General features: G+C 73.5%; 10 protein-coding genes and 1 pseudogene. 8 read left to right on the top strand and 3 right to left on the bottom strand.

Annotated features, from left to right (window positions below; genetic code table 11):
• The first annotated feature begins 1 nt into the window (after position 1).
• Both LP52_RS16330 and LP52_RS16335 read left to right on the top strand, forming a co-directional pair.
• A pseudogene (locus tag LP52_RS16330) lies at positions 2–1,200 on the top strand (branched-chain amino acid ABC transporter permease).
• Between the two features lie 80 nt (positions 1,201–1,280).
• On the top strand, positions 1,281–2,180 hold the full coding sequence (locus LP52_RS16335; RefSeq protein ID WP_052809928.1) for an alpha/beta fold hydrolase: 900 nt from the start codon (positions 1,281–1,283) through the stop codon (positions 2,178–2,180).
• 215 nt (positions 2,181–2,395) lie between these two features.
• On the opposite strand, the gene LP52_RS16340 is transcribed toward LP52_RS16335, so the two are convergent.
• Positions 2,396–4,348, bottom strand: coding sequence for a helix-turn-helix domain-containing protein (locus LP52_RS16340; protein WP_040274682.1), 1,953 nt, complete (start codon positions 4,346–4,348; stop codon positions 2,396–2,398).
• On the bottom strand, positions 4,333–5,178 hold the full coding sequence (locus tag LP52_RS16345; RefSeq protein ID WP_084723257.1) for a 3-hydroxybutyrate dehydrogenase: 846 nt from the start codon (positions 5,176–5,178) through the stop codon (positions 4,333–4,335). The genes LP52_RS16340 and LP52_RS16345 overlap by 16 nt, the downstream gene beginning before the upstream one ends.
• Positions 5,179–5,397: 219 nt before the next feature.
• Between LP52_RS16345 and LP52_RS16350 the strand changes: the two genes are divergently transcribed.
• The 5 genes from LP52_RS16350 (at position 5,398) to lon (ending at position 12,969) form a co-directional block, all read left to right on the top strand.
• The gene (locus tag LP52_RS16350) at positions 5,398–6,654 is read left to right on the top strand and encodes an extracellular catalytic domain type 1 short-chain-length polyhydroxyalkanoate depolymerase (protein WP_193790004.1); all 1,257 of its coding nucleotides are present in this window, start codon (positions 5,398–5,400) and stop codon (positions 6,652–6,654) included.
• A 281-nt stretch (positions 6,655–6,935) separates the two neighbouring features.
• The gene (locus LP52_RS16355) at positions 6,936–8,309 is read left to right on the top strand and encodes an MFS transporter (RefSeq protein WP_084723258.1); all 1,374 of its coding nucleotides are present in this window, start codon (positions 6,936–6,938) and stop codon (positions 8,307–8,309) included.
• A 172-nt stretch (positions 8,310–8,481) separates the two neighbouring features.
• Positions 8,482–9,765 carry a sensor histidine kinase gene (locus LP52_RS16360; protein ID WP_040274684.1) on the top strand — a complete coding sequence of 428 codons (1,284 nt, stop codon included), beginning with the start codon at positions 8,482–8,484 and terminating at the stop codon, positions 9,763–9,765.
• A 2-nt stretch (positions 9,766–9,767) separates the two neighbouring features.
• A complete protein-coding gene (locus tag LP52_RS16365; RefSeq protein ID WP_040274685.1) occupies positions 9,768–10,418 on the top strand; it encodes a response regulator in 651 nt (216 codons plus the stop codon).
• Positions 10,419–10,551: 133 nt separating this feature from the next.
• Complete coding sequence (lon, locus tag LP52_RS16370; protein WP_040274688.1) at positions 10,552–12,969, top strand: endopeptidase La; 2,418 nt, start codon at positions 10,552–10,554, stop codon at positions 12,967–12,969.
• Between the two features lie 686 nt (positions 12,970–13,655).
• Here the strand turns inward: lon and LP52_RS16380 are convergent.
• Complete coding sequence (locus LP52_RS16380; protein ID WP_169775379.1) at positions 13,656–14,600, bottom strand: CPBP family intramembrane glutamic endopeptidase; 945 nt, start codon at positions 14,598–14,600, stop codon at positions 13,656–13,658.
• Between the two features lie 391 nt (positions 14,601–14,991).
• On the opposite strand from LP52_RS16380, the gene LP52_RS16385 reads away from it, so the two are divergent.
• Positions 14,992–16,068, top strand: coding sequence for a Gfo/Idh/MocA family oxidoreductase (locus LP52_RS16385; RefSeq protein WP_040274694.1), 1,077 nt, complete (start codon positions 14,992–14,994; stop codon positions 16,066–16,068).
• Positions 16,069–16,322: the final 254 nt, after the last annotated feature.

Here is a 16,322-nt window from a genome sequence, read left to right on the forward strand (position 1 = left end):
CATGGACACCCCGCAGACCACCGCCGCCGCGCCCGCGGACGGCACGGGGCACAGCACCGGCTCCGCCCAGCGGGGCGCCGAACCCGCGGCTCCGGGCGATGCTCCGCAGGGCGCGCCCGGAGCCGGCGGAGGGCGGCGCCGGCGCCTGCCGCGCTGGGCGGTGCCGGTGGCCGCCGTCGTGCTGCTGGCGATCCTGCCGTTCTCGACGCTGCCCGTACCCGGAATCCTCGAGGGGCCGATCAACAGCCCCGCCACCCTGCAGCTCCTGGCCACGTGCCTGGTCTTCGCGGGGCTGGCCACCAGCTACGACCTGCTCTACGGACGGCTGGGGCTGCTGTCCTTCGGCCACGCCCTCTACTTCGCGTCCGGCGCCTATTTCGCTGCGCTGCTGATGGACACGGCCGGACTGCCGCTCGCTGTCGCGGCGCCTGCTGCGGTGGCCGGCGGCACGCTGCTGGCGCTGGTGCTGGGAGCCGTCTCGCTGCGGGTGTCCGGAATAGCGTTGGCGATGGTCACCCTCGCCTTCGCCCAGGCAGGATCGATCCTGGTCATACGCGACCCGGGACGTGCGACCGGCGGCGAGGAGGGCCTGCCGCTGCGGACCGAACCGGTGCCCGACGCGCTGGTCGGCGTGTTCAACACCGCCAACGTGTACTGGCTGGCCGCCGGGTACGCGGTGCTGGCCGCCGCGACGGTGTGGTGGCTGGACGCCACACCCACAGGGCGGGTGTGGCGCGGCATCCGCGCCAACGAGCGGCGCGTGGCCGTCCTCGGCGTCAACCCCTACCCCTACAAGCTGGCCGCCTTCACGGTGGCCGGTGCGCTGGCCTCGACGGGAGGGGCGGCCTACCTGGTCGTCTCCGGTGGGGTGACCCCCGTGGTGACCACCGCGGAGTTCACCTGACCCTGCTGGTCATGGTCGCCCTGGGCGGGGCGGGCACCCGGTGGGGCCCGATCCTGGGCGCCGTGCTCTACACCTACCTCGACCACCGGTTGCTGGACGTGGCCGCTGCCGAGGGGTTCGAACGGCTGCCCGCCGTGCTGCAGGCGCCGTTGTCGCAGCCGCTGTTCATCCTGGGCATGCTGTTCGTGGTCATGGTGTACTTCTTCCCGGGTGGACTGGCCGCCCTCCCCGGCCGTATGCGCGCCGCACTCGACAGCAGGCGGCGCGGTCGCGCGGGCGGCGCAGCACCGCGTTGACACCGCCCGCGCCCGGCCCCGCCGAGCGCCGGCGCCTCGTCGACACCGCAGCATCCCCCGATCCGCCCTCAGGAGGCACCGTGACCCCGCAGACCGCACAGGAGTACCGCGAACTGCGCGTCCCCGTCGCCGGAGGCGGGCTCGCCGCGCTGCACTGGCCCGCCGACGCGCCCGTCGGCGAAGCGCCGGTGCTGGCCGTCCACGGCATCACGGCCAACGCCCTGTCCTTCGGCGCCGTGGCAGCCCGTCTCGCCCCGCGCACCGCCGTCATCGCCCCCGACCTGCGCGGGCGCGGAGGCAGCGGGCACCTGCCCGCCCCCTACGGCGTCGGAGCGCACGTCGACGACCTGGTGGCGGTGCTCGACCACCTGGGCGTCGAGCGCGCCGTGCTCGCCGGCCACTCCATGGGCGCCTTCGTCTCCTGCGTGGCAGCGGAGCGCCACCCGGACCGGTTCGCCGCCGCCCTGCTCGTCGACGGCGGCCACGGGCTCGCGGTCCCGCCGGGCACCGACGTCGAGTCCGTCATCGGGCCCGCTATGGCGCGGCTGCGCATGGAGTTCGCCGACCGCGAGGCCTACCGCGGCTTCTGGCGCGCCCACCCGGCCTTCGGCGGGGAGCTCTCCGCGGAGGTCGACGCCTACATCCAGCGCGACCTGGTCGGCGCCGAGCCGCACATGCGCTCGGCCTGCGCCGAGGAGGCGGTACGCACCGACGGAACGCAGATCCTCGGCGACGCCGAGGTGCTGGAGGCGGTCCGCCGCCTGCCCTGCCCCGCCCGCCTGCTGTGGGCGCCGCGCGGCCTGATGGACGAGGAACCCGGCCTCTACACCCCTGAGCGTCTGGAACCGCTGATGGAGACGGACGTGGCCGTCGAGCACGTGCCCGACACCAACCACTACAGCCTGCTGTTCGACCCCGCCGCCGCGCAGCTCGTGGCCGACCGCGCACTCGACCTGCAGCGGGCGGTGTCCGAGGGCTGACGGGCGCAGGGCCGGCCCCCTTCAAGGAACCTCCGGGAACGCCGGGCGCCGGTCACCGAAGGGGTCGCGGAACGGGACTGTGAGCGCGGTACGCGTGTGCCCGCCCCTCGCCTACCGAAGGCGCGGTGCGTCACGTGCTTTCCGCGTGTCGCCTGATGGCCGCGAGAACTCGCGATAGGCGGCACACGGAGGACGCCTCGCCAGGGCGCGGTCGTTCACCGGTCGCGCTCGGCCTCTTCCGACGCGGCCAGGCCGCCCTCCAGCAGCGCGTGCAGCCGCAGCGCCAGCTGGATCTCCAGCGCGCGGCCCGGCTCGTGCCAGTCGGGGCCCACCAGCCGCCCGACACGCTCCAGGCGCTGAGCGACGGTGTTGACGTGGACGTGCAGCTCGTCCTTTGCGCGCGACATGCTGCCGCCGCACGCGAAGTAGGCGCGCAGCGTCTCCACGAGTGCGGTCTCGCGGCGGCGGTCGTAGTCGATCAGCGAGCCCAGCACAGAGTCGACGAACCCTGCCACGTCGCGGTCGCCTCCCAGCAGCAGCCCGAGGAACCCCAGGTCCTCGGGCGAGGCGACGTCGCCCGAACGGCCCAGCGCCACAAGCGTCCGCAGGCAGCGCCGCGCTTCGGAGAAGCGGGCCGCGTACGCCGGCAGCTCCGCCGCGGGTCCGGCGGCGCCGCCGGTCACCTCGGTGTTGACCGCCGCGGCCAGGGTGTCGGCCGCGCTGCGGCCCACCTCGGCCGGGTGCGACCCGGGCAGCACCAGCACGGTCGTGCCCGACCGGGTGCCGGCCAGCCCGCCCGGCGTCTCGGCCAGGTGCATCGCCGCCGAGCGCAGCCGTCCTGGGTGGGCGCCCGGCGCCTCGGCGACCACCACGACGTGTTCGGACTCCAGGTCCGCTCCCAGCCGCTCAGCGCGGCGGCGCAACGTGTCGGGGTCGCGCTCGGGTGCGTCCAGCACGGCGTCGAGCAGGTCGCCGCGCACCCGGTTCTCCGCCTCGCTGGCCGAGCGGCGCATCACCAGCAGCAGGGCGATCACCATGGCGGCGCGCTCCAGGATGCGCTGGTCGGCGGCGTCGAGGTCGACCCCCTCCAGCACCACCGCGCCCAGCGCCTCGCCGCCGGCCACCGCGGCCGCCACCCACCCGGTGCCGGTGCGCACCGCGCGCCCGCTGGACTGGGAGGCGCCCACCGCCTCGGCGAGCGCGGGGGCGGCCAGGCGCTCGGCGTGCACCGAGGCGTCGTAGACGGTGACGGCACCTCCCAGCACGGCGCTGACGGCGGCCTCGACCTCTTCCACCCCGCCTCCGCGCAGCACCAGGTCGGTGAGCCGGTCGTGGGCGTCGGCGGCGCGCTCCACAGCCCCGCTGTGCTCGGTCAGGCGCTGGTTGACCTCGTTGAGCTCCTCCAGCGCCTCCCGCGTGCCCGCCAGCAGGTTGGCGCTGTCGATGGCGATGGAGGCGTGGGTCGCCAGCGACCCCAGCAGCGCCACCTCGGCGTGGGAGAAGGGGCGCTCGCGCCGGTTGGCGGCGAACAGCACCCCGATGACCCGCCCGTTGAGCTGCAAGGGCACGCCCAGGATGGCCACCAGGCCCTCGTCGAGGACGCCGCCGTCGATGGCGTCGGTGTGCTCGAAGCGGCTGTCGGCGAAGTAGTTCGCGGTGACATACGGCAGCGCCGTTTCGGCGACCAGTCCGCCGAGCCCCTCGCCCGGGCCCAGCCGCAGCTGCTGGAACCTCGCCGAAACCGATCCGGAGGTCACCCGCATGACCGTGTCACCGTCCTCCACCGCGGTGTCGCGCAGGGTCAGATAGGCGGTGTCGGTGCCCAGCAGGTTGCGGGCCCGATCGACGATGGCCCGCAGCACCTGGTCGAGGTCGCGCATGCCCGCGAGGTCGTTGGCGGTCTCGAACAGGGCGCTCAGCTCCGACTCGCGGCGCCGCCGGTCGGCGAGCACGGTGCGCACCCGCAGCGCCAGGACCTTGGAGTCCTCCAGCTCGGCCAGCTCCTCGGCGTCCGCGCCGGCGGCCCGGGCCTGCACCAGCGGGCGCTCGTACTCCACGGCCGGGGCGTCGCGCAGCAGCAGCCGCAGGAACTGCGCCTGGGCGCCTCCGCTCGCCGCCTCAGCCGGGGCCTGCTCCGCCTGCGCCTCGTCGCTCAGCTCGCGCTCCATGCCCCGTCCATAACCAGAGAAGCCCCGTTGACGTAGGAAGCCTCGGGCCCGCACAGGTAGGCCGCCATCCCCGCCACCTCGGCCGGTTCGATCAGCCGCTTGAGGGGGGAACGGGCCAGCAGCACCGATTCCACCACCTCGCCTTCGGGAATGCCGTGCGCGCGCGCCTGGTCGGCGATCTGGCGCTCGACCAGGGGAGTCCGCACATAACCGGGATTGATGCAGTTGGAGGTGACGCCGTAGGGGGCGCCCTCGACCGCGGCGACCTTGGAGAACCCCTCCAAGCCGTGCTTGGCCGAGACGTAGGCCGACTTGTAGGCCGAGGCGCGCAGCCCGTGCACCGAGGAGATGTTGACGATCCGGCCCCAGCCCTGGGCGTACATGTGCGGCAGGGCCGCTTGGACCAGGCGGAAGGGCGCCTCCAGCATCAGCCGCAGGATGAGCGAGAAGCGTTCGGGCGGGAAGTCCTCGATCGGGGCGACGGTCTGCACGCCGGCGTTGTTGACCAGGATGTCGGCGCCCCGCGCCGCCTCGGCCGCGGCGTCCAGATCGGTCAGGTCCACCGGCGCGGCGGTCCCCGTTCCGGCCTCCTCCAGCGCCGCGAGCCCTTCGGCGTCGACGTCGACGAGGCGCACCTCGGCGCCGGCGGCGCGCAGCCGTTCGGCACAGGCGCTGCCGATACCGCCCGCCGCGCCGGTGACGACGGCGATGCGGCCGCGCAGGTCGGGACCGGAGGCGGCCGTGTCGGCGGGAAACGGCACGGACGCGGCGACGGTCCCCGGCGGCGGGGACGCCGGGGACCCCGCCCGGGGGGATTCGCGGGTCGTCATGCGCCCAATCTATGAGCCCCTTGCCCGGCCGCGGATAGCTCTCGCGCCCACATGACCCGCGGCGGCGATGTAGGCCGCGACCATAACCCGGCTCCCGTGTCCGCGGCACCCACATCAGCGGGGCGGCGACGGGCGGCCGGACACATGGGAGCCGCGCCGCCGCCCTTCTAGCATGCGTGACGCTCGCCACAACCGGACACCGGATGAAGGAGGCACGCCGTGCCCCGCCCGCTTTCGCTCCGATCCCCCCGGACATCGCCCTTCGCGCCGACGACCCTGCTCGCGCTGGCAACCGTGCTGGCCGCCGTCGCCGGCCTGGTCGGACTGACCGCGGCCCGAGCCGAGGCCGCGTCCTTGCAGCGCATCTCCTCCTTCGGCGCCAACCCCGGCGCCCTGGACATGTACGCCTATGTGCCCGAAAGCGCGCAACCGGGCGCCCCGCTGGTCGTGCTGCTGCACGGCTGCACCCAGGACGCCGCCGCCTACCACGACCACTCCGGTTGGGACGGCGTCGCCGACGAGCGCGGCGCCGTGCTCGTCTACGCCCAGCAGCGCAGCGCCAACAACACCAACTCCTGCTTCAACTGGTTCCGCCCCGGCGACACCGCCCGCGGGTCGGGCGAGACCGCCTCCATCCGGCGGATGGCGGCCTATGCGTCCGAGGAGTTCGGCGCCACCGGCGCGGCCTACGTCTCCGGGCTGTCGGCCGGCGGCGCCATGGCCTCGGAGACGCTTTCGGCCTACCCCGACGCCTTCGCCGGCGGCAGCGTCGTCGCCGGACTGCCCACCGGCTGCGCCGACAGCCTGCTGGAGGCGACCACCTGCATGAACTCCGGCAAGCAGCAGAGCGCCCAGCAGTGGGGCGACGAGGTGCGGGCCAAGAACCCCGGGTACGGCGGCCCGTGGCCGCGCGTGGAGATCTGGCACGGCTCGGCCGACTACACGGTCCGCCCCGTGAACGGTGAGGCCTCCCGCGAGCAGTGGGTCGACGTCCACGGCGCCCCGACCGAACCCGACCGCACCGAGCAGCGGCCCTCGGGCACGGTCGCCGAGATCCACGACGCCGCCGGGCAGCCCGCGGTCGCGCTGAACACGGTCTCCGGCATGGGCCACGGCACCCCCGTAGACCCCTCGGCCGGGTGCGGCGGCGCCGGAGCCTACTTCCTGGACACCCTGTGCTCGACGGAGTACACCGCCGACTTCCTGGGCATCGGCTCGGGCGGTGCGGAACCCGGCCCCACGCCCGGCCCCGATCCGACGCCCACGCCCTCGCCCGACCCGACCGACCCGCCGGACGAAGGCGCCTGCGTCACCGACGACAACTACGGCCACGTCGCCGCCGGGCGTGCCGAGCACCGCCTCGGGCGCGCCTACACCGTCGGCGCCGGCGACGACCTGGGGCTGTGGAGCGTCGGGGTGACGACCTCGGTCCGCGAAACCGGCCCCGGCCACTGGGAACGGACCGCCGATTGCTGACCCGGCCGCCTGCAGCCGGTCCCGGCACCGGACCGCTGCCCCGGAGCGCCCGGGCCGCTTGACGCCGCGCCGCCGCTCCGCCGCACGTGGGACCGCGCCACGGGCGCCGCCCCGGGCGGTGGCGGGCGGCCCCCGGCCCACACGGGCAACGGCACGGGCGGGGAATGTGGCCCGGCCACACACCCCGCCCGCACCGGCGGTGCCCACCGGATATGGCCCGTGTCACACACCCGCTTCTACGCTGCGAAAACGCAACCCCTTGTCGACCGGAAGACGATGATATGCCTGTCCCGAACGCCCCCTCGGACGCATCCGCCGCGCCACCCCGCCGGTCGTTCGCGAAGGTCGTGATCTCCAGCCTCATCGGCACCACCGTCGAGTGGTACGACTTCTTCCTCTACGGCTCGGCGGCGGCCCTGGTCTTCGGGGCCGTCTTCTTCCCCGATTCCGATCCCCTGACCGGCATCCTGCTCTCCTTCGGCACCTACGCCGTCGGATTCGTCGCCCGCCCGCTCGGCGGGCTGGTCTTCGGTCACTTCGGCGACCGCGTCGGCCGCAAGAAGCTGCTGGTCATCAGCCTTCTGCTGATGGGCGGCGCCACCTTCGCCATCGGCCTGCTGCCCGGCTACGCCGCCATCGGCACGGCCGCACCGCTACTGCTGATCGTGCTGCGGCTGATCCAGGGCTTCGCGCTGGGCGGCGAATGGGGCGGCGCGGTGCTGATGGTCTCCGAGCACGGCAGCGCCAAGCACCGCGGGTTCTGGGCCTCCTGGCCGCAGGCCGGCGTGCCGTGCGGCAACCTGCTGGCCACCGCCGTCCTCGCGGTCCTGGCCGCCACCATGGCCGACCCCGCCTTCGAGTCCTGGGGCTGGCGCATCCCGTTCCTGCTGTCGGGCGTCCTGGTGCTCGTGGGCCTGTGGGTCCGGCTCGCCGTCGAGGAGTCGCCGGTGTTCCAGGCCGCGGCCACGCGCGCGGCCCGGCTCCGCGCCCAGCAGGAGGCCACCGAGCGCGCCCCGATCATCGAGGTCGTGCGCCGCCACTGGCGGGAGATCCTGGTGGCCATGGGCGTGCGCCTGGCCGAGAACATCTCCTATTACGTCATCACGGCGTTCATCCTCGTCTACGCCGTTCAGGAGTCCGGAGTCGAAAGGGGCACGGTCCTCAACGCGCTGCTGGTGGCCGCCGCGGTGCAACTGGTGGCCATCCCGATCTGGGGGACCCTCTCCGACCGCTTCGGCCGCCGGCCGATCATCGCCTTCGGCGCGATCGGGACGGGGGCGTGGGCCTTCGCGTTCTTCCCGGTCATCGACCTCGGCGGGTTCGGGGCGGTGCTCGCGGCCGCGGCCGTGGGCCTGGTCCTGCACGCGGCCATGTACGGGCCGCAGGCGGCGTTCTTCTCCGAACTGTTCGGCACCCGGACGCGCTACTCCGGCGCATCGATCGGGTATCAGCTCGCGTCGATCGTCGCCGGCGGACTGGCGCCGCTGATCGCCACCTGGCTGCTGTCGCAGTTCGGCAGCGCCGTGCCGGTGTCGGCCTACGTGGCAGGCGCGTGCGTGCTCACGCTGGTGGCAGTGTGGGCCTCCCGGGAGACCCGCGGCCGCGACCTGGACGACCCGCTCTTCGCCGCGGACGATACCGCCGCGACCGGCTGAGGCGCCGGACGCATCGCAGACGGGACCTGTGCCCCGCGGCGGCGCCCCTTTCGAGGCCCCGCGGGGCACGCGGCTGCCGCACGGTACGGCCGCGGTCTGCGCCCGCTGCACCAGCCGGAATACGTCGCGGCGCTGACGCCCCGGGCCGGTGCCGCCCGCTACCGTCGGGCGAATGAGCCACCGCACCGCGCGCGTCCTCGCCGCGGACGTCGCGATCGCCCTCGCCGTGGGCGTCCTTTCGCTGGTCAACGCCCATTGGCAGGGGGCCGGATCCCGCCCCTCGAACGGATCGCCGTGGGGGACCGGGCGCGGGGAACCGGCGGGGGGACCGCCCTGGGCCGACGGCGGCCCCTCCGGCGCGGAGTTCGCCGCGCTGCCGCCGGCCGCCTACCTGTGCCTGGCGGTGGCGGCCGCCTCTCTGGCCGCGCGCCGCTTCTACCCCCGCTGGGGCTTCGTCGGCGCCATGGCCGCGATCGCCGCCCTCGACGTCCTGGGCGTGGACAGCGGGGCGCTGCGGTTGGGGCCCATGGTGCTCGCCTACACCATGGCCGCACGGCTGCCGCTGCGGCAGTGGGCGCCCTTGGCGGCGCTCGCGGTGCCGGTCTTCCTGGCGGGGCGCACCGACCGCCCGTACTTCGGGCTGCTCGACCCGGGCGCCGCCGGTGCTTTCGTGGCGGCCCTGACGGTGCTGCTGGTGCCGGTCGCGCTCGGTGTCATCGTGCGCCTGCGCCGTGAGAACGCCCGCCGCGAACGCGACGACGAGCTGCGCCGCTCGGTCTACGAGGAGCGCCTGCGCATCGCCCGCGAGGTCCACGACGTCGTGGGCCACAGCCTCTCGGTCATCAACATGCGGGCAGGCGTGGCGCTGCACGTCCTGGGCAAGCGCCCCGAGCAGGCCGAGCCCGCGCTGCAGGCGATCCGCCAGACCAGCAAGGACGCACTGGAGGAGCTGCGCGGCACTCTCGCGGTGTTTCGCGAGCCCGACGGCGCCGCGGCCGGCGGGGCGGCGCCCGGAGCGGCCGCGGAGGAGGACGGCGGCGCCGCGGAGCCGACCGGATCCGCACGCGAACCCGTACCCGGTCTGGACCGTATCGACGAGCTCGCAGCGGGTATCGACCCCACGGGAGACCGCGTGCGGGTACGCACACAGGGGGAGTGCACCGCTCTTCCCGCAGCCGTCGACCACGCCGCCTACCGCATCGTGCAGGAGGCGCTGACCAACGCGGTGCGGCACGGCGGCGGCGCCGCGACCGTCGACATCGGCTACCACCCCGAGGAGCTGGCAGTGGAGATAACCGACAGCGGGCCCGCGCGTCCCGGCCGCGACTACGCGGAGGGCAGCGGGATCGCCGGCATGCGCGAGCGCGCACGCGCCGTCGGCGGCCGCCTGGAGGCCGGGCCGCGCGCCGAGGGCGGGTTCCGGGTGCGCGCCGATCTGCCGATGGGGGAGCGGTGAGCGTGATCCGGGTCGCCCTCGCCGACGACCAGGCCCTGGTGCGCATGGGCCTGCGCGTGCTGATCGAGGCCGAGGACGACATGCAGCCCGCCGGAGAGGCCGCCGACGGCCGCGAAGCGGTCGACGTGGTGCGCCGCGAGCGCCCCGACGTGATCCTGATGGACGTGCGCATGCCCGGGACGGACGGAATCGCCGCACTGCGCGAGATCGCGGCGGACGACTCACTGGCGGACACCCGCGTCGTCGTGCTGACGACCTTCGAGCTGGACGAGTACGTCTTCGACGCGCTGCGCGCCGGTGCCGCCGGGTTCCTGATCAAGGACAGCGAGCCCGGTGAGCTGCTGCGCGCGATCCGGCTGGCCGCGGCGGGGGAGTCGCTGCTGTCGCCCTCGGTCACCCGCAGCGTCATCGCGTCCTTCGCCTCGCGTTCCCCCTCCGGCGGGCCGCGCCCGGACCTGGGCGGGCTGACCGAGCGCGAGCACGAGGTGCTGGCGCTGGTCGGCGAGGGCCTGTCCAACGCCGAGATCGCCCAGCGACTGGTCGTCAGCCCCGCCACGGCGCGCACCCACGTCAGCCGCTCCATGGTCAAGCTGCACGCCCGCGACCGCGCCCAGCTGGTGGTGATCGCCTACCGGGCGGGACTGGTGAGCTGAAGGGTGCCGAGCACCGGAGTGGACCGGACCGACGCTCGCCCGCTCGGGGGCAATCGCTCACGGCGAACACAGAGGGAGGAACAAAACCGGGCTCTCCTTTATTGAGTGATAGTGACTCAACAAGGAGGGTCTGATGACTGAAGCGCAGTCCAACGCGACGTTCCCCGTGCTTCCCCTCGACGACGAGGTCGTGCTCCCCGGCATGGTCGTGCCGGTCGACATCTCCGACTCCGAGGTGCGCGCCGCCGTCGACGCCGCGCGTGCCGGGACCGAGGGCGCGGCCAAGGCTCCCGGAATCCGGTCCGGATCGGCGGCCAAGCCGCGAGTGCTGATCGTCCCCCGACTCGACGGCAACTACGCCGCGGTCGGGAGCGTCGCCGTCATCGAGCAGATCGGACGCACCCCCGAAGGCGAGCCTGCCGCGGTCCTGCGGGGTACGGCGCGTGCCCGCGTCGGCAGCGGCACCACGGGGCCCGGCGCCGCCCTGTGGGTCTCGGCGGAGGTCCACGACGAGGAACCGCCCGAAGGCGGCTACCCCGGCAAGGTCCACGAGCAGGCCCGCGAGTACAAGGCACTGCTGACCACCTACCTGCAGAAGCGCGGCGCCTGGCAGATCCTGGACGGCATCCAGCAGCTGGAGGACCCCGGCAGCCTCGCCGACCGGGGCGGCTACTCCCCCTTCCTCAAGACGGCGCAGAAGCTGCAGCTGCTGGAGACCTACGACGTCGCCGAGCGGCTCCAGCTGCTCAGCGAGTGGACCCGCGAGTACCTGGCCGAGCTCGACGTCGCCGAGACCATCGACCAGGACGTGCAGGAGGGCGTCGACAAGCAGCAGCGCGAGTTCCTGCTGCGGCGCCAGATGGAGGCCGTCCGCAAGGAGCTCAACGAGCTCTCCGGCCGCCCCGGAAGCGAGGAGGACGACTACCGCGAGCGCGTGGAGTCGGCCGAGCTTCCCGACCACGTGCGCAAGGCCGCGCTGGAAGAGGTCGACAAGCTGGAGCGGGCCGGCGACTCCTCGCCGGAGTCGGGATGGATCCGCACCTGGCTCGACACCGTCCTGGACATGCCGTGGAACACCCGGACCGACGACGCCTACGACATCTCCGGCGCGCGCGGCGTCCTCGACGCCGACCACTCCGGGCTCGACGACGTCAAGGAGCGCATCGTCGAGTACCTGGCGGTGCGCAAGCGTCGCGAGGAGAAGGGCCGGGGCGTGGTCGGCGGCCGGCGCAGCGGTGCCGTGCTGGCACTGGTCGGGCCGCCCGGCGTGGGCAAGACCTCGCTGGGCGAGTCCGTGGCGCGCTCCATGGGCCGCTCGTTCACCCGCGTGGCCCTGGGCGGGGTGCGCGACGAGGCCGAGATCCGCGGTCACCGGCGCACCTACGTCGGTGCGCTGCCGGGGCGCATCGTCCGCGCCGTGAAGGAGTCGGGTTCGATGAACCCGGTCGTGCTGCTCGACGAGATCGACAAGGTCGGCAGCGACTTCCGCGGCGATCCCACCTCGGCGCTGCTTGAGGTGCTCGACCCGGAGCAGAACCACACGTTCCGCGACCACTACCTCGAAGTCGACCTCGACCTGTCCGACGTCGTCTTCATGGCCACCGCCAACGCGCTGGAGACGATTCCCGCTCCGCTGCTGGACCGCATGGAGCTGGTGCAGCTGGACGGCTACACCGAGGACGAGAAGGTCACCATCGCCCGCGAGCACCTGCTCCCGCGCCAACTGGAGCGGGCGGGGCTGGAGCCCGGCGAGGCCGAGCTCAGCGACGGCGCGCTGCGCCGGATCGCGGCCGAGTACACCCGCGAGGCCGGCGTCCGCGAGATGGAGCGGACCGTCGCGCGGGTCCTGCGCAAGGTGGCCTCGGGCGTGGCGCTGGGCGAGCGGGACCTGCCGGTTTCGGTCGGGGCCGAGGACCTGACCGGATTCATCGGGCGGCCCAAGCACACCCCGGAGACGGCCGAGCGCACGGCGGTTCCCGGGGTGGCCACGGGTCTGGCGGTCACCGGGACCGGCGGCGACGTGCTCTTCGTCGAGGCGTCGCTGGCCGACCCCGAGTCCGGCGCCAGCGGGCTGACCTTGACGGGTCAGCTGGGCGAGGTGATGAAGGAGTCCGCCCAGATCGCGCTGTCCTACCTGCGCTCGCGCGGCGCGGAGCTGGAGCTGCCGGTCGGCGATCTCAAGGAGCGCGGCGTCCACCTGCACGTCCCCGCGGGCGCGATCCCCAAGGACGGCCCCAGCGCCGGTGTCACCATGACCACGGCCCTGGCGTCGCTCCTTTCGGGCCGCTCCGCGCGCTCCGACGTCGCGATGACCGGTGAGGTCTCCCTCACCGGCCGGGTGCTGCCGATCGGCGGGATCAAGCAGAAGCTGCTCGCGGCGCACCGGGCGGGGATCACCACGGTGCTCATCCCCGCGCGCAACGAGCCCGACCTGGACGACGTCCCCGAGGACGTCCGCGACCAGCTCGCCGTCCACCCGGTCAGCGACGTCCGCGAGGTCCTCGACCTGGCCCTGAGCCCGGCCGAGGCCCCGCAGCCGCTGGCGGCGTAAGAGCGGTACAGCAGGCGGGCTGTTGGTCTTGCGGACCAACAGCCCGCCGGTAGGTCACGGGTCCCTGTAGATCGAGTGATCACCGATCCGTCGCCACACCAGGAGGGGATCCCCAGCCTCGTCCTTCTGGATGTGGAAGGTCGCCCGCCCATCCGGTGAAGCGAAGCTCCACGTCAGCGAATAGACATCGTGCCCGCCGAGTTTGTGGATCCGAAGGCGTGTCGGCCATGGTGGCGTTCCGGAGAACGCTCCGGCCGCAACCGCGGGAAGGAAGTCCCTGTGGATCGCGGTCAGGAACATCCGCCGATCCCTGGGAAGCTGCCGGAGTTCGCCTTGAGGGACGTGAACTTCACGGCCCCTCGCTGGGCTTCTCGCCGGTGACCTCTTCCAAGTGAGAGCGGAACTCCGCCCCTGTCATAGGAGCGTTGACCCTCCGGCGGCGAGTTCGTCGTCCGCTTCGCGCTGGCCTGCTGCTGTCCTTCCTCCCAGAACCACACGTCGTTCGGGTGGACGGCGACCCGCGGTACCCGGCCTTGAGCCCGGCTGAGGCCCCGCGCCGCCGGAGGCGGCCGCCGAGCCGCCGGGTACCGCTCCCCGCCCGGCCGAGTCGGGCTTTCGGGATCGGTGCAGGGCGCCCCGGGCTCCGGAAGCGCCGGTCGCCCCTACCGGGCCGGGGGTGCGCGACCCTAGGCAGCGATCAGCATGCCGATGTCGACGCCGAGTTCGGGCGCACAATGAAGCAGGAACGCGGGCCAGATACTTCCCGTACGGGCTCGGATCCAGCCCAGCGCCAGCCCCATCACCGTGGCGAAGACGCCGGCGGCGACATTGAGGCTCCACGTGCCCGAGAGGTCGACGAGGACGGTGTGGCCGAGCCCGAAGGCGACGGCGGTGATCACCACTCCCCATCCGACCGGGGCCCCGAGTACGGTCCGCGATGTACCGAAGGCCCGGTCGAGCACGGCGAGCATCGCACCGCGCCAGATGAGCTCCTCGGTGAGGTTGGGGATGGTGGCGTCGTAGGCGAGCTGCTCGGCACTCACCTCCGTCGACGACGCGGGGTCCACGGCCACGGACAGGATCGTCAGAGCGGCGAACACCGCGAACACGCCGCCGATTGCGAACAGCGCCGGACGTGCCGATCCGGAGCGGATCGACCATCGCAGACCCGCTTCGGTACGCGCCCATCGGCGCAGCGTGCCGAACAGGATCGCGAGCCAGATCAGGTCGAGCACCTTGCCCTGCCAGTGCCGCTCGAACATGTCGAAGACGGGCAGTACCGCGATCCGTCCGGAGATCGCGGTCAGCATGATGAAGTAGGCGACGACCGCGACCGCAAGCCATGTCCCCGGCGAGGCCGCGACCCTGCGGGCCCGTGCCGCGCTCGAACGAAGAGCCGTCCAGGCCGGCATCGCCAGGGTCACCGCGATGAGACCGAGGACGAGGACGCCGCCCCACAAGGCGCTGACGCCGACACTTCCGAACAGGGCGCTGAGATCGCCGGGCGCGATGAGGACGTGGGCCAGGAGCACGCCCGCAAGAGGCAGGGGGACGAGGAGCACCCACCGAGACGTCTCGGTGGGCCGCTCGTGCACTGTTTCACCGCTCGGTAGGGACTCAGCGGGTGCCATGAGCTCTTTCCTCGCGAAAGTGCGGGTCGTGGCCTCTCGGTCGTGGAGCCGCCTCCGACACGACGAAGCCACACCGAAGCGGTCCTCGACCAGAGTAGGAGACGAAGCACCACGGGCTCCGCCGCCGTCCTGCCGCGCCGCTCCGCCGCTGCCACGCCGCATTCTCGACCCGCCCGAACGCGCCGTCCGCCACAACCGGCTCGGCACCCGGCCGCCGCGGCGACGCCGGGACAGACCGGCTCGTCCTGATTCCCCGGCAATCGGCGCGGAGCGAAACAGCAGAGCGCTGAAGGCCGTTGCCCGCGGCTTCCGTGTTCACGCGGTCGCTCTCGCGCGGTTCCGCACCCGTGCCGCGATCGGCTCCGTACCCGAGCCTGGCTACCGTGGAGGCATGACCTCTGCGAACGATGCTGAACGAGAACTGCGGGTCGCCGTCATCGGGTACGGCAAGGGCGGCGAGGTGTTCCACGCGCCGCTGGTCGACACGACCGCCGGGTTGCGGCTCTCGGCGGTGGTGACCGGAAACCCCGACCGGCAGGCGGCCGTGCGGTCGCGCTATCCCCGAGCCGAGGTGATCTCCTCGGTCGAGGAGTTGTGGAAGCGCACCGGCGACATCGACATCGTGGTGGTCACCACGCCGAACGAGACGCATGTGCCGCTGGCGAGGGCCGCGATGGAGGCCGGGTTCGCCGCGGTGGTGGACAAGCCCTTCGCGCTGACCGCGTCCGAGGGCCGCGAGCTGGCCGAGGACGCCCGGCGGCTGGGACAGGTACTGACCGTCTACCAGAACCGCCGCTGGGACTCCGACTTTCTGACGCTGTGGCATCTGGTGGAGGACCGCGAGCTCGGGCGCGTGCACCGGTTCGAATCGCGGTTCGAGCGGTGGCGCCCCGAGGCGCAGGGCACCTGGCGCGACAGCGGCGATCCCGAGGCCGGCGCGGGCATCCTCTACGACCTCGGGCCGCACCTGATCGACCAGGCCGTCAACCTGTTCGGTCCCGTGGAGTCCGTTTACGCCGAGCTCGACGCCCGGCGCGGGGCCGCCGCCGACGACGACGCCTTCCTCGCGCTGACCCACACCGGCGGGGTGCGCTCGCACCTGTGGATGAGTGCCGTGGCCGCCCAGCTGGGGCCGCGCTTCCGCGTCCTCGGCGACCGCGCCGCTTTCACGATCAGCGGCCTGGACTCCCAGGAGGAGCGCTTGGGCAACGGCGAGCGGCCCGACGCCCCCGACTGGGGCGTGGAGCCGGAGTCGTCGTGGGGCCGGGTGGGCACCGACGCGGACGCGCACGAGGTGCGCAGCGCACGCGGCGCCTACCCCGCGTTCTACGAGGCGGTGCGCGACGCGGTAGGCGAAGGCGAGCCGCTTCCGGTCGAGCTGCACGAGGTCGTCCACGGCCTGGAGATCATCGAGGCGGCCCGCCGCAGCGCACGAACCGGCCAGGTGGCGGCGGTGGAGCCCACCTGACGGGTCCGGGCGGGTCTGGCGAGAATCAGAGCCAACCGAATCGTCGACTGAGGGTGGCCGGTGCCGTTCGATGGACGGTGTCGGTCACTCCCGTGGTTCCTCCGCGGAAGGCGCGGGGTGCATCCCGCCTACGGCCGCGTTCGCCATGGCGGCCGGGCTGGGATTCCCGGTGCTCAGCGGCATGTTCGCCGGAGTCCTGCTGCCGGGCACCGCGTTCACCCCGATCGCGGCGGTATCGGCGCGCACCGTTTCCT

The sequence above is a fragment of the Streptomonospora alba genome (assembly GCF_000826685.1).
Lineage (GTDB): Bacteria > Actinomycetota > Actinomycetes > Streptosporangiales > Streptosporangiaceae > Streptomonospora > Streptomonospora alba.

Coding starts and splice junctions, on each gene's coding strand:
- LP52_RS16340 (WP_040274682.1), bottom strand. CDS start 4,348: ATGGAGCGCGAGCTGAGCGACGAGGCGCAGGCGGAGCAGGCCCCGGCT.
- lon (WP_040274688.1), top strand. CDS start 10,552: ATGACTGAAGCGCAGTCCAACGCGACGTTCCCCGTGCTTCCCCTCGAC.
- LP52_RS16385 (WP_040274694.1), top strand. CDS start 14,992: ATGACCTCTGCGAACGATGCTGAACGAGAACTGCGGGTCGCCGTCATC.
- LP52_RS16360 (WP_040274684.1), top strand. CDS start 8,482: ATGAGCCACCGCACCGCGCGCGTCCTCGCCGCGGACGTCGCGATCGCC.
- LP52_RS16345 (WP_084723257.1), bottom strand. CDS start 5,178: ATGACGACCCGCGAATCCCCCCGGGCGGGGTCCCCGGCGTCCCCGCCG.
- LP52_RS16355 (WP_084723258.1), top strand. CDS start 6,936: ATGCCTGTCCCGAACGCCCCCTCGGACGCATCCGCCGCGCCACCCCGC.
- LP52_RS16380 (WP_169775379.1), bottom strand. CDS start 14,600: ATGGCACCCGCTGAGTCCCTACCGAGCGGTGAAACAGTGCACGAGCGG.